At 39.7% G+C, this 13361-nt stretch carries 10 protein-coding genes; 9 read left to right on the plus strand and 1 reads right to left on the minus strand.

Annotated features, from left to right (window positions below; all coding sequences use genetic code 11):
* The first annotated feature begins 41 nt into the window (after window positions 1–41).
* From pgi to NRL14_RS09530, 8 genes are all read left to right on the plus strand, one after another.
* Window positions 42–1688, plus strand: a complete 1647-nt coding sequence (gene pgi, locus NRL14_RS09495) for a glucose-6-phosphate isomerase (RefSeq protein WP_007375909.1) — start codon at window positions 42–44, stop codon at window positions 1686–1688.
* A gap of 272 nt (window positions 1689–1960) precedes the next feature.
* Window positions 1961–3433 carry a glucose-6-phosphate dehydrogenase gene (gene zwf, locus NRL14_RS09500; protein WP_007375908.1) on the plus strand — a complete coding sequence of 491 codons (1473 nt, stop codon included), beginning with the start codon at window positions 1961–1963 and terminating at the stop codon, window positions 3431–3433.
* A gap of 2 nt (window positions 3434–3435) precedes the next feature.
* Window positions 3436–4146, plus strand: a complete 711-nt coding sequence (pgl, locus tag NRL14_RS09505) for a 6-phosphogluconolactonase (RefSeq protein WP_306724519.1) — start codon at window positions 3436–3438, stop codon at window positions 4144–4146.
* 338 nt (window positions 4147–4484) lie between these two features.
* The gene (locus tag NRL14_RS09510; RefSeq protein ID WP_007375906.1) at window positions 4485–5189 is read left to right on the plus strand and encodes a SapC family protein; all 705 of its coding nucleotides are present in this window, start codon (window positions 4485–4487) and stop codon (window positions 5187–5189) included.
* 290 nt (window positions 5190–5479) lie between these two features.
* Complete coding sequence (locus tag NRL14_RS09515) at window positions 5480–6511, plus strand: isoaspartyl peptidase/L-asparaginase family protein (RefSeq protein WP_033015518.1); 1032 nt, start codon at window positions 5480–5482, stop codon at window positions 6509–6511.
* Between the two features lie 194 nt (window positions 6512–6705).
* Window positions 6706–10593 carry an ATP-dependent RNA helicase HrpA gene (gene hrpA, locus NRL14_RS09520; RefSeq protein ID WP_306724520.1) on the plus strand — a complete coding sequence of 1296 codons (3888 nt, stop codon included), beginning with the start codon at window positions 6706–6708 and terminating at the stop codon, window positions 10591–10593.
* Window positions 10594–10668: 75 nt separating this feature from the next.
* Window positions 10669–11049, plus strand: a complete 381-nt coding sequence (locus NRL14_RS09525) for a PleD family two-component system response regulator (RefSeq protein WP_007375903.1) — start codon at window positions 10669–10671, stop codon at window positions 11047–11049.
* Window positions 11050–11057: 8 nt separating this feature from the next.
* A complete protein-coding gene (locus NRL14_RS09530; RefSeq protein WP_008135574.1) occupies window positions 11058–11354 on the plus strand; it encodes a PilZ domain-containing protein in 297 nt (98 codons plus the stop codon).
* Window positions 11355–11374: 20 nt separating this feature from the next.
* Here NRL14_RS09530 and NRL14_RS09535 read toward each other — a convergent pair whose 3' ends face one another.
* Complete coding sequence (locus tag NRL14_RS09535) at window positions 11375–12565, minus strand: class I SAM-dependent methyltransferase (RefSeq protein ID WP_007375901.1); 1191 nt, start codon at window positions 12563–12565, stop codon at window positions 11375–11377.
* A gap of 64 nt (window positions 12566–12629) precedes the next feature.
* Between NRL14_RS09535 and NRL14_RS09540 the strand changes: the two genes are divergently transcribed.
* Window positions 12630–13361: an HD domain-containing protein gene (locus NRL14_RS09540; RefSeq protein WP_373462527.1), complete on the plus strand. Its 732-nt coding sequence runs from the start codon at window positions 12630–12632 to the stop codon at window positions 13359–13361.

Consider the following 13361-nt stretch of genomic DNA (forward strand, 5'->3'; position numbering starts at 1 on the left):
ATTTTTAAATCAATTGGTTGAAAAATTTAGAGGGTATTCTCATGTCTAACCGAACGCAACTAGCAAGTTGGCAAGCACTCGAACAAAGTGCAGCTAAGATGAAACAAACACATCTGAAAACGTTATTTGCACAAGATGACACGCGTTTTTCTCAGTTTTCTACTCAAGTACCTGGTGTATTATTCGACTATTCTAAGCAACTTATTGATAACGATGTTTTTGCTAACTTAATGTCGCTTGCTAAAGATTGCGATATTGCATCGTGGCGCGATAAAATGTTCAGTGGTGAAAAAATTAATATCACTGAAAATCGCTCAGTACTGCATACGGCACTTCGCAATCGTGCTCATACACCACTCATTGTTGATGGTGAAAACGTGACACAAGCAGTAGATAACGAATTAGCTAAAATTAAAGTGTTTGTTGAAAAAGTTCGTAGCGGAAAATGGCTAGGCTATACCGGCAAAGCGGTAAAAGATGTTGTAAGTATTGGTGTTGGTGGCTCTAACCTTGGTCCGCAAATGGCAACCGAGGCATTAAAAGCACTGGCAGATGATACATTGAATGTTCATTACGTATCTAATGCTGACGGTGTACAAATTTCGTCTGTTTTAAAAGCCATTGATCCTGAAACAACATTATTTGTTATTTCGTCAAAAACATTTACTACGTCAGAAACCATGACAAACGCTAAAACAGCCGTTGATTGGTTTTTACAAACAGCAAAAGATGAAAGTACAATTGCAAAGCATTTTGTTGCAGTAAGTACAAATTTAGAAAAAACGGCAGCCTTTGGTATCAGCGACGAAAACGTATTCACTATGTGGGATTGGGTTGGCGGTCGCTTTTCACTTTGGAGTGCGATAGGCTTACCCATTGCTTTATATTTAGGCTACGACGCCTTTGAAGCAATTTTAGAAGGTGCGTTTGAAATAGACGAGCACTTTAAATCTGCGCCGTTTGAGCAAAATATACCATTAATTATGGCGTTGCTTAGTGTATGGAATACGAGCTTTTTAGGTTATACAGCGCAAGCTATATTACCGTACGACCAAGCTCTGCATATGTTGCCAGCTTATTTACAGCAAGGCGAAATGGAAAGTAATGGTAAGCACGTTAACTTTGCGGGCGAAACGGTACCTTACACCACGGTTCCAATTATTTGGGGCATGACGGGTATTAATGGTCAGCATGCCTTTTATCAGTGCTTACACCAAGGTAATGTAATTGTACCTGCAGATTTTATTGCATCAGTTAAACCACAAGTGAATGTTGATAAACATCACGATATTTTATTATCGAACTTCTTTGCACAAACAGAAGCGATGATGAGTGGTGTAGATGCAGCGCAAGTTACAGCTGATTTAACCGCTAAGGGTAAATCGCAAGCAGAGATTGATGAGTTATTAAATCATAAAATTCATCAAGGCAATCGTCCTACAACATCTATGTTATTAGATACTGTAGATGCTAAAACAGTGGGTCGTTTAATTGCACTGTATGAACATAAGATATTTTGCCAAGGCATTATTTTAGAAATATGTTCGTTTGATCAATGGGGTGTAGAGCTAGGTAAAGGGTTAGCATCTAAAATTGAAAGTGAGCTCACTGATGAAAGCGTAAAACACGCCCATGATAGTTCGACAAACGGCTTAATGGCGTACTACAAGCAAAACCGTACGCAGTAAAAAATTCGCTTACGTAAGTAAGTAAACCGAGTACCTTTGAACGGGTAGCGCTGGAGTGCTTAGGGTCTGTATTTTTGTGAGAGGAGATACAGGGCCCCTAAGGCTCATTTAATAAGCGCAAATGATAAAATAAATAATAATAAATCATCAATACAGAACAATTCAGCAGGCTTTTATTTAAATACAGTTATAAAAGCCATCTAATCTAGCAATAAATAGGCATACCCGCGCATTTATAAAATGTACTGGGTATCACAACGTAGAGAGTAACTATGCTTAATCCTTTTGATATTATAATTTTTGGGGGCGGTGGTGATCTTGCGTTACGCAAATTACTACCTGCAATGTACAGAGCATATCAAGAAGGTAATTTACCTGAAGGCTCACGTATCCTACCAACAGTGCGCGAAGAATCTAAACGTGCTGAATACGTAGAAACAGCGCATAAAGCATTACAAGAATTTTTAAGCAAAGGTGAGTTTAACGCTAAAGATTGGAAAGCGTTTTCTACTTTTTTAGTGCCAGTAGTAAGTAATGTTACAGAAGCGGATGATAATTGGGATGTGCTAAAAGGCATTTTAGATGAGCATGAAAGCACTAAATCGCGTGTGTTTTATTTATCTCTTCCGCCAGCTGTATACGGCACTTGCTGTGAAATACTTTCTACGAAAGGTTTAATTACCCCTACATCACGTGTTGTTGTTGAAAAACCAATTGGCTATTGCGGTGATTCTGCTGAAGCAATTAACGGAAAAATTGCAGAGTTTTTTAATGAAGAGCAAATTTTCCGAATTGATCATTACTTAGGTAAAGAAACAGTACAAAACTTAATGGCGCTGCGTTTTTCAAACTCATTGTTTGAAAATATGTGGGATGCTAAGTCTATTGATAACATCCAAATTAGCTTGTCAGAAACGGTTGGCCTTGAAAGCCGCGCTGGTTTTTATGATAAAGCCGGTGCACTTCGTGACATGGTTCAAAACCACTTGTTACAGCTACTGTGTTTAGTTGCAATGGAAGCGCCCAATAAACTTAACGCCAGCAGTATCCGAAATGAAAAGCTAAAGGTATTAGAAGCACTTCGCCCACTGAATGGTAGCGATGTTGATGAAAATATTGTGCGCGGTCAATATGTGCCTGGTGACTTAAATGGTAAAATTGTACCCGGTTATCTTGAAGAACTAAAAGAAGGCTCTAGCAAAACAGAAACCTTTGTTGCGATTCGTGCACACATTGATAACTGGCGTTGGGCTGGTGTTCCATTTTATCTTCGTACAGGTAAACGTATGGCTAAGCGCTGTGCAGAAATTGTGGTTGAATACAAAAAAGTATCTCATAATATTTACGAAGATAACGTAGGTAATATTGAGCCAAATCGCCTTGTTATTCGCTTGCAGCCAGAGGAAACAATTCAACTAACGCTTATGTCTAAGCGCCTCGATAATTTGGAAATGCAACTTGAACCAGTAACAATGAATATTGAGCTTTCACAAGCTTACAGTAACGGTTTTCACTCAGATGCATACAAGCGTTTAATGCTTGATGCGGCTGCCGATAACCCATCGTTATTTATTCATCGTGATGAAGTACGTCAAGCATGGAAATGGATTGATCCAATTATTGACAGATGGCAAGAAAAAGGCAAACCGGCACTTTATCGTGCAGGTAGCTGGGGTCCTGATGATGCCGATGAGTTATTGGCAGAGAAGAGCCATGTATGGTTTAACGCGGGCGATAAGGCATAAATATGGCAACATTAGTTGAGAAATTTTTTGATAATAAAGATGCGTTGACGAAAGAGCTTTCTGCAACGCTTGAGCAATCACTACGTGATGGCATTAAAAATGATGGCCGTGCTGTATTAATGGTGTCGGGTGGCTCGTCTCCTGCGCCAGCTTATAAGCATTTATCAACGCTTGATTTAGATTGGCAACATGTTGATGTTGCTATGGTTGATGAACGCTGGGTAGACCCAAGCCATGAAAAAAGTAACGAAGCATTTATTAAAAGCACGTTATTACAAAATTTTGGCAGTGCTGCAAACTTTATAACCATGAAAAACGATGCTGCAACCGCGCAGCAAGGCAGTGAAGTGTGTGAAGCTGCTTACAGTGCTTTAAAAGCGCCATACGATGTAACTATTCTAGGCATGGGCCCAGATGGTCATACAGCGTCGTTATTCCCAAATGCAGAAGGTTTAGAGCACGGTTTAACAACTGAGCAAACAGTATGTGCAATTAATGCGATACAAAGTGATGTGACGGGTAGTATTACTGAGCGCATGACACTTACGTTAAATGCCATTGCGCAATCTAAAGTAGTTAAGCTTTTAATTAGCGGTGAAGAAAAACTCGCTGTTTATAAGCAAGCAAAAGCGGGGGGCGATGTTAATGATATGCCACTTCGCGCTGTACTTAACCACCCAAGCATAAATATTGAAGTGTATTGGGCGCCATAAATTAAAGTACCAATGTGATTTTTAAAGGCAGCTTATATAAGCTGCCTTTTTTATTTGTTCAAATTTAAGTCTAAACACTATAAATAAACGCACTCTGACTGTTAATCAATGTGAATGAGTATCCGTAACTTGTATTAAAAACAATCATTAAGTGTATTGTTTTTAATCTGATTTTATGTGTTTTGGTTGTGTGTTTTTTAGCAACGCTTGGATTTAGTTAAATTTTATTTTTTGATGACGACTGTCATAAAAGTTTCCCTTCCTTTTTGGTTTCAAAAGCATTAGCCTTAAGGTATTAAAAATGAAACACATAAACTAAAAATAAACGGAGCAGTAACATGGCGGAGCAACAAGTACAGCCTTTACACAACGAAAAACATGCCAACATTAAAATTAAAAATGGCATCAATGTAGAATTCATGAAAACTCAACATTTAGTGCCAGTAGTTGCACATGAGTTTGCACGTGTAGCAAACGAGTTTCCAATGTCATTCGTTAAAAATAACGAAAATGACACTTACCAAGCTGTCGCTATGTTTGGTCTTGAGCCAGGCGAAAACCTTTTTGTAGAAGATGGTAAATGGACAGCAGCATTTGCACCAATGGCATCTACTCGTTACCCACTGGGTCTAGTTAAGCACCCAGAGCAAGATCAATTCGGCATTGTAATTGATGAAGCAAGTGCGCTTGTTGGTGAAGATGAAGGCAACGCATTATTCGAAAATGGCGAAGAGACTGATTACCTAAAACGTCGTAAAGAAGCGCTTGTATCTTTTATTGAGTTTTCTCAAGTAACTGAAGCGTTCACTAAATTCCTTGCTGATAAAGAGCTACTAATTGCGCAAACGCTTACAGTAGACATTAAAGGCGAGAAAAAAGACATAAACGGTATTTACCTTATCGATGAGAAAAAGCTAAACGAGCTAAGCGATGCTGATTTCCTAGAGCTTCGTAAACGTGGTTACTTAGCACCAATTTATTCTTTCTTAACGTCTACTCATCAAGTAGCACGTTTAGCGCGTTTAAAAGCTCAACAAGCTTAATTATACCAATTGCATTAAATTAGTGTTCTATTATAGCGATAAGAAAATAGCTCAATAACAAGGCTAAAATTATGATACATAGTTGTTCTATATAAATAATTTTCAACGTAGTTAGTGAGCTATTTAATACGCTAGAATAATCATGTTTTTAATAAAATTGGTATTACAAACACGTAAAATTTTAAAAAGCGCCTTAAGGCGCTTTTTTTATGTCATTAAACTCACTTTGGTTGAAATTAAGCCCGCAACCATTCACATTGGTTTATAACTTCCCCATAAAAGAACTCATTATGAAAATACCATTATTAGCCATTTTTGCGAGCAGCCTTGTTGCTTTAAGCAATAGTGCATTAGCTGCAGAGACTCCTTTTGCCATTGCGATTCATGGTGGGGCAGGGACAATAGAAAAAGCACGATTTACACCCGCTCAAGAAAAAGAGTATCGGGCAAAATTAACGCAAGCAGTAGAGACAGGTTATAAAGTATTACATCAAGGCGGCGAAAGCTTAGATGCGGTGACTGCAGCAATTGCAGTATTAGAGCAATCCCCTTATTTTAATGCAGGGCGTGGAGCGGTATACACTTACGATGGCGGACATGAGCTTGATGCATCAATAATGGATGGTCGAAACCGTGAAGCAGGTGCAGTTGCGGGTGTAAAGCATATTGAGAGCCCAATTAATTTAGCGCGTTTGGTAATGGATAACTCTGTACACGTAATGCTCAGTGGGCAAGGCGCTGAGGAGTTTGCTAAAGAGCAAGGTGTTGAGCTTATCGAAAATAACTTGTTTGATACCGAATCTCGTTACAAAGCACTTTTAAAAGCAAAACAAAAATTAGATAAAGCCAAAGCAACCAGTAAAGAGTACCAAGCCGCGCACAAAGCATTACCTAACTCTTACAAAATGGGCACGGTTGGCGCAGTGGCGCTTGATAAAAATGGTAATTTAGCAGCAGGTACATCAACCGGTGGTATGACGGCAAAACGTTATGGCCGCGTGGGGGATGCGCCGGTAATTGGGGCCGGAACATTTGCTGAAAATGAATCGTGCGCGGTATCAGCAACAGGACACGGTGAATACTTTATTCGCTATAACGTAGCAAGCGATATATGTGCGCGCGTTAAGTACCAAGGTAAAACCATAGCCGAAGCAGGGGATGAAGTTATAAACGGTGTGCTTAAGCCCATTGGTGGCACTGGCGGCGTCATTATTATTGATACTAAGGGTAATATTAGCTTGCCGTTTAATACCTCTGGCATGTATCGAGCTAGTAAATCGAATACGCAAGCGACCTACGTGGGCATTTTTAACGACGAATAAGCCAACGTCATTTAATTTATTCAATGTAGTTAGCGCTGAAAATAACTGCTTAAAATAAATTTATTATTCACCGTTTAGTTCAATAACAGCGTTTATATAACAAACAACCCCGCGTTATGCATTTTGTAGGATTAACCCCAGCCGTTTAATTTGATACAATTACGGCTCTTTAACTAATTTTATAAGGTATGCGGGTGGTAAACCTAGGTCAGTTGTTTGGCGAGCTAAAAACGTGCTTAAAAAAAGATCAATTCATTTTCAAAAAACGCTTACATGGCGTAAAAAAAATAACCGATGAAAACAAGCATGCCAACGCGCTTGAAAAAATAGCGGCTGATATAACCCGTAGCCAAGAATTACGCGATAAGCGCTTAGCTGGCCTCCCTAAAGTGACTTACCCTGAGCAATTGCCAGTAAGTCAAAAAAAGGAATTAATTAAAGACGCCATTGCAAATAACCAAGTGGTTATTATTGCCGGTGAGACGGGCTCAGGTAAAACAACTCAAATACCTAAAATGTGTTTAGAGCTTGGTCGTGGTGTTGATGGTTTAATAGGGCATACGCAACCACGCCGATTAGCAGCGCGTACCGTGGCTAATCGTATTGCTGAAGAAATGAAGTGTGAGCTTGGTCAGCAAGTTGGCTTTAAAATACGTTTTAGCGATCAGGTTTCTAATAATACGTATGTAAAACTGATGACTGACGGTATTTTACTGGCAGAAATTCAGCAAGACCGCTTTTTAAATCAATACGACACGATTATTATCGATGAAGCGCATGAGCGTAGTTTAAACATCGACTTTATTCTAGGTTACTTAAAAAACCTACTTCCAAAACGCCCTGATTTAAAAATAATAATTACCTCAGCGACTATTGATCCTGAGCGCTTTTCAAAGCACTTTGATGATGCGCCCATTATAGAAGTATCGGGTCGTACTTTCCCTGTTGATGTGCGCTACAACCCTATTACTGATATTAATAAAGATGATATGGAAGCGGAGGGCGATCAGCTACAAGGTATTTTTGATGCCGTTGATGAGCTGTGCGCTGAAGGCCCTGGCGATATTCTCATATTTTTAAATGGTGAGCGTGAAATACGCGATACCGCTGATGCACTTAGCAAGCGTAATTTAAAACACACTGATGTATTGCCACTTTACTCGCGCTTATCTAACGCAGAGCAAAACCGTATATTTGCGCCACATTCTCGTCGCCATATTATTTTATCGACTAACGTAGCCGAAACGTCACTCACCGTGCCGGGTATTCGTTATGTAATAGACCCAGGTACTGCGCGTATAAGTCGCTACAGCTATCGTACAAAAGTACAGCGCTTGCCAATAGAGCCTATATCACAAGCAAGTGCTAATCAGCGTATGGGTCGTTGTGGACGTGTTGAAGCGGGTATTTGTATTCGCTTGTACTCTGAGGATGATTTTTTATCGCGCCCAGAGTTTACCGACCCTGAAATACTGCGTACTAACCTTGCGTCTGTTATTTTACAAATGTTGGCACTCGGGCTTGGTGATATGGCGCAATTTCCGTTCGTGCAAGCGCCAGATAGCCGTAATATAAGTGATGGTCTATCGTTATTAGAAGAACTACAAGCAGTAAAACCAGACAAACGTGATAACAAAACGAGTTTAACCGCTTCAGGTAGAGAGCTTAGCCGATTACCGGTTGACCCTCGTTTAGCTAAAATGGTACTTACGGCCCATAAACTTGGCGCATTGCGTGAAGTGATTATTATTGTGGCAGCATTGTCTATTCAAGACCCACGTGAACGCCCACAAGAAAAACGTGCTGCGGCCAATGAAAAGCACGGTCGTTTTGACGACCCAGATTCAGATTTTATCGCTTTTTTAAACTTATGGAATTACCTAGAAGAGCAGCAAAGCGAGCTGACTAACGGCCAATTTAGAAAGCTGTGTCAAAAAGACTTTTTGGCCTATATGCGTCTGCGTGAATGGCAAGATATTGTTTATCAAATAAGTACTGTGTGTAACGAAATGGGCATGAAAGCAACCAGCCAAGCGGCTGATGGCGAGCTTGTGCACAAGGCGTTATTAAGCGGGATGCTAAGCCACATTGGCTTTAAAGATGAAAAACAAATATACAAAGGCGCACGTAATAGTCAGTTTCATATTTTTCCGGGTTCAGGTTTATTTAAAAAGAGCCCTAAATGGATCATGTCAGCAGAGCTGGTAGAAACCAGTAAATTATATGCTCGCACAAATGCAAAAATAGACATTAACTGGGTAGAGCCATTAGCACAACACCTAGTAAAACGTAGTTACACAGAACCTCATTGGGAGAAAAAGCCAGGTGCGGTAATTGCGTTTGAGCAGCAAACTTTGTACGGCCTACTCGTTGTAAACAAACGCCGCTGTGTTTATAGCAACATTGATCCTAAAGTGAGTCGAGAGCTTTTTGTACGCACTGCATTAGTTGAGCAAGAACTGGGCTTAAACGAGCGCTTTTTAGCATTTAACAGTGAGCTAATAGAAGATATTCAAGTTCTGGAAAATAAGTCACGTCGTCGTGATATTTTAGTTGATGAGCAAACGTTATTTGAATTTTACGATAAAAAAATACCCAAAGAAATTAATAACCGCGCTGCATTTTTAAAATGGTATAAAACACAAAAACAACAAAATAAGCATTACTTACACATGACTCGTGAAGAGTTAATGCAGCATGGTGCAAGTAATATAACCGAGTTTGACTACCCTGATACATGGCAGCAAGACAATATTATATTGCCGCTTGCTTATCATTTTGATCCAGGCCAAGCCGTTGATGGCGTTGCGGTACAAATACCGGTCGCGCTGTTGAATCAAGTGCAAGAAAGTGGTTTTGACTGGCACATACCAGCATTTAGGCATGAGCTAATAAGTGGGCTTATAAAGTCATTGCCTAAATCGCTTCGTCGTAATTTTGTGCCAGCACCAAACTATGCTGATGCAGTGCTGGCAGCGATTGAGCCAATGCAAGGGAGCTTAATTGATGCATTAACGACGCGTTTATTGAGAATGACAGGTGTAAAAGTTGATCCAGAGGCATGGGATTTAACCGCGCTTGCACCGCATTTAAGATTGCAGTTTGAAGTACGAGATGAACACGATAAGTTACTTGCTCGTGGACTTGATTTAGCCAAACTTAAAGCAGAGCTGCAAGGTGAAGTAACCGAAACACTCTCTAAAGTAGCCGATAAAGGCATTGAAAAATCAGACCTAACACAATGGGATTTTGGTGAGCTGCCATCTTCATATGTTAAAAAACAAGGCCAATATGAGATAAAAGCATACCCTGCGCTGGTGGATAAAAAATCAGCCGCTGCAGTGGAGCTGTTTGATAACGAAGCAAAAGCGCAGCAAGCACATCAACAAGGTTTGCGCCGTTTAGTGTTATTAAATGTGCCATCGCCAATTAAGTATTTACAACAAAACTTACCGAATAAAGCAAAGCTGGGTTTGTACTTTAATCCATTTGGTAAAATAGCTGATTTAATTGATGACTGTATAGCCGCAGGTGTCGATAGCTTATTAGTTAAACACGGTGATATACGTGACGAAAAAGCATTTGAAACAGTAAAAGAGCAAATACGCGGTGAGCTCGGTGATGCTGTTGTGTCGATTGCAACGCAGGTTGAGCAAGTATTAAGTATTGCTCACGCGCTGCATAAAAAAATGAAAGGGCGCGTTGATTTAACCATGATAACGGCGCACGGCGATATAAAATCACAGCTTGAGTCACTTATATTTAAAGGTTTTGTGAGCGCGCATGGCGCAGATAAAATAACGGATTTAATCCGTTACCTAAAAGCTATTCAAAAACGCTTAGAAAAATTACCAGTTGATCCAAACAGAGATAGGTTATGCGTACTTGAACTTGATAAAGTGGCAATTGAATATAAGAAATTAACTAATAAAACACCTAAAGGGTTGCCAACTCCCCAAGAAGTAACCGCTATTTTTTGGATGCAGCAAGAACTAAGAGTCTCTTTGTTTGCCCAAACATTAGGAACTCCTTATCCTATTTCATCAAAACGCATTTTAAATGCAATAAAAGAAATAGAATAAAACTTGCATTTTCCATTAAGCTTAGTACCTTAATGGGAGGACTTATTTTTGCTTTGAGAAGGAAACGGCATACCCATGTCCTCATTGATCGAACCTAAAACACGACGGCTGCTAGTCGTCGACGACGAGTATTTTAATTATGAAATTCTTAAAGCAGCACTCACTGCTAAATTTGATGTGAGCTATGCTGATTCAGGTAAAAGTTGTTTAGCATCAGCGGTTGCTAATCCACCTGATATAATTTTACTTGATGTGTGCATGCCAGGACTTGATGGTTACGATACATGTCGTATGCTAAAACATACCCCGGAGACAAAAAATATACCTATTGTTATGGTATCTGGCCTTGAGTCGGAGTTGGAGAAAAAAGCCGGATTTGACGCAGGATGCGACGCTTATGTAGTAAAACCATTTTCAATGAGTGTATTGTTAGAGCAAATTAATACAATAGTATAGAGGGATTTATGTTCACAGATGACAAACGAAACTTTAGACGTATGCAGGTAAATGCGACTGCAAATTTAACAACAGTAGAACCAGTAGCTGGCTTGAATTATACGGCAGAGTGTGTTGATTTAAGCGCGACAGGGTTATCATTGCATTTGGATGATTTACTTGAGCCAGATACTATTTTAACAGTTGATATAGCGTCTACTCACCCTAGCATTGCACCGTTAAAAGCAACGGCTAAGGTAATACGTGCCAGCAAAGAAGATGATGGCACAATAACAGCAGGCCTTGAAATCATTCAGTTTAACTAATTAAATTGAATGATTAGATATTAAAAAACCTTACAAATTAAGCCTTTTAAGTAAAAGCCTTCAGGGTAGCTACCCGCAATTGGGTGATCGGCTGCTTGATTTAATCGCTCCATTATAAGTAGATCTTTGCCCGCATCAAGAGCCGCATCAGCAACAACTTTTTGAAATAGGTTTTGCTCCATTAAGCCAGAGCAAGAGAATGTCAGTAGTGTTCCACCTGGTTTTAGTATTTGCATAGCAATCATGTTGATGTCTTTATAACCACGACACGCGCCCGTTAGCTGCGCTTTATTATCAGCAAACTTTGGTGGATCCATTACGATGGTATCAAACTGTCTGCCTTCGTCGCGGTATTGACGCAGCAACTTAAAGACATCTTGCTTCACAAAATCAACTTTATTTAAGTCTAAGTTATTATGCTCAACATTACGTTTAGCAGTATCTAACGCTGGTTGCGATACATCAACGTTAGTGACATGCTCACACCCGCCACGCAAAGCGTACAACGAAAATGTACCTGTGTAACTAAAACAGTTAAGTACCGTTTTGTCTTTTGAAAAACGCTCAAGTGCAGCACGGCTATCGCGTTGATCTAAGTAAAATCCGGTTTTATGACCTTCAATTATATCGACTTCAATTTTTAAGCCGTTTTCTTCAATAAGTACAGGTTGTGTTGGCTCATTACCCCAAAGAACACCTTTAATTGGCTCCAAACCTTCTTTTGTACGTACTTCTACGTCTGAGCGCTCGTATATGCTAGAACCTGGAAAAATAGCCATTAACGCGCCAACAATCTCGCCTTTATGACGCTCGGCACCCGCACTTAGTAACTGACAAACTAGTACATTATCAAATTTATCGATTGTAACGCCTGGTAAGTAATCAGACTCAGCTGCACATAATCTAAAGCCTGTTAATCCGCCTTCTTCTATTACTTGGCTCCGTGCTTCTAATGAGCGACGTAAACGGCGTTCAAAAAAGTTTTGATCGATGATTTCTTTTTCGTCAAAGCTCCAAACACGTGCACGAATTTGTGAATGAGGGCTATAAGCAGCAGTTGCTAAAAACTTACCTTCGCTATCGTGAATCGTTACTGTGTCGCCTAATCCAGGTTTACCTTTAATTTTTTTGATGGCTTTTGAAAATAACCAAGGGTGTTTTCTTTTTAATGATTTATCGCGACCAGCTTGTAGGTAAACGGCAGATGACATAAGGCTTCTCAGTAGTAATAAATAAGCGCTGTATTTTAGTCAAGCAGCGGGCAACATACAATGAATGTTTTGCAAGAGGGCTATAAAGCACGGTAAAGTACTAATAATTCACTTATTAATTAGCTTTTGGAACCTGAAAGTGCCTGACGCCGTTTTAAGCCCCGATTTACAAATACTTAATTCACAATGCAGAGAATTTATAACCTCTTTAGTGCATGCCGATGTGGCTCACGATATTACGCATATAGAGCGAGTGGTGCGCGTTGCAATAAAACTATGTAATGCAGAGCAGGCTAATATGTCAGTTGTATTACCTGCAGCGTGGATGCATGACTGTGTGGCGGTGGCTAAAAACCACCCTGATCGTGCAAAAGCCTCTACTATGGCAGCAGATAAGGCACTGGAATTTTTAAAATCGATTGATTGTGACGAGTCACTTTTTGATGATATTCATCATGCTATTGCGGCTCATAGCTTTAGCGCAAATATAGAAATTAAAACAGTTGAGGCGCAAATAGTACAAGATGCTGACAGAATGGATGCACTAGGTGCGATTGGAGTGAGTCGATGTATGAAAGTTGGCGGCTCAATTTCTCGGTTATTGTATAACCCAGAAGACCCTTTTTGTATTGAACGAGAAGCTGATGATAAAAAATATACACTTGATCATTTTTTTATAAAACTATTACATATTGCTCAAAGCATGAATACCCCATCAGCTAAAGCAGAAGCGAATAGGCGTACAGTTTACATGCATGAGTTTTTAGAGCAATTAAAGTCAGAAATTGGTGAGTAA

The organism is Pseudoalteromonas sp. 20-92, from assembly GCF_030847595.1.
Classification (GTDB): domain Bacteria; phylum Pseudomonadota; class Gammaproteobacteria; order Enterobacterales; family Alteromonadaceae; genus Pseudoalteromonas; species Pseudoalteromonas fuliginea.

What these genes read in the sequence shown, in the direction of transcription:
- NRL14_RS09510 (WP_007375906.1), top strand. Translation starts at nt 4,485, where the DNA reads ATGGCGGAGCAACAAGTACAGCCTTTACACAACGAAAAACATGCCAAC.
- zwf (WP_007375908.1), top strand. Translation starts at nt 1,961, where the DNA reads ATGCTTAATCCTTTTGATATTATAATTTTTGGGGGCGGTGGTGATCTT.
- pgi (WP_007375909.1), top strand. Translation starts at nt 42, where the DNA reads ATGTCTAACCGAACGCAACTAGCAAGTTGGCAAGCACTCGAACAAAGT.
- NRL14_RS09530 (WP_008135574.1), top strand. Translation starts at nt 11,058, where the DNA reads ATGTTCACAGATGACAAACGAAACTTTAGACGTATGCAGGTAAATGCG.
- NRL14_RS09535 (WP_007375901.1), bottom strand. Translation starts at nt 12,565, where the DNA reads ATGTCATCTGCCGTTTACCTACAAGCTGGTCGCGATAAATCATTAAAA.
- NRL14_RS09540 (WP_373462527.1), top strand. Translation starts at nt 12,630, where the DNA reads ATGTTTTGCAAGAGGGCTATAAAGCACGGTAAAGTACTAATAATTCAC.
- NRL14_RS09515 (WP_033015518.1), top strand. Translation starts at nt 5,480, where the DNA reads ATGAAAATACCATTATTAGCCATTTTTGCGAGCAGCCTTGTTGCTTTA.
- NRL14_RS09525 (WP_007375903.1), top strand. Translation starts at nt 10,669, where the DNA reads ATGTCCTCATTGATCGAACCTAAAACACGACGGCTGCTAGTCGTCGAC.
- pgl (WP_306724519.1), top strand. Translation starts at nt 3,436, where the DNA reads ATGGCAACATTAGTTGAGAAATTTTTTGATAATAAAGATGCGTTGACG.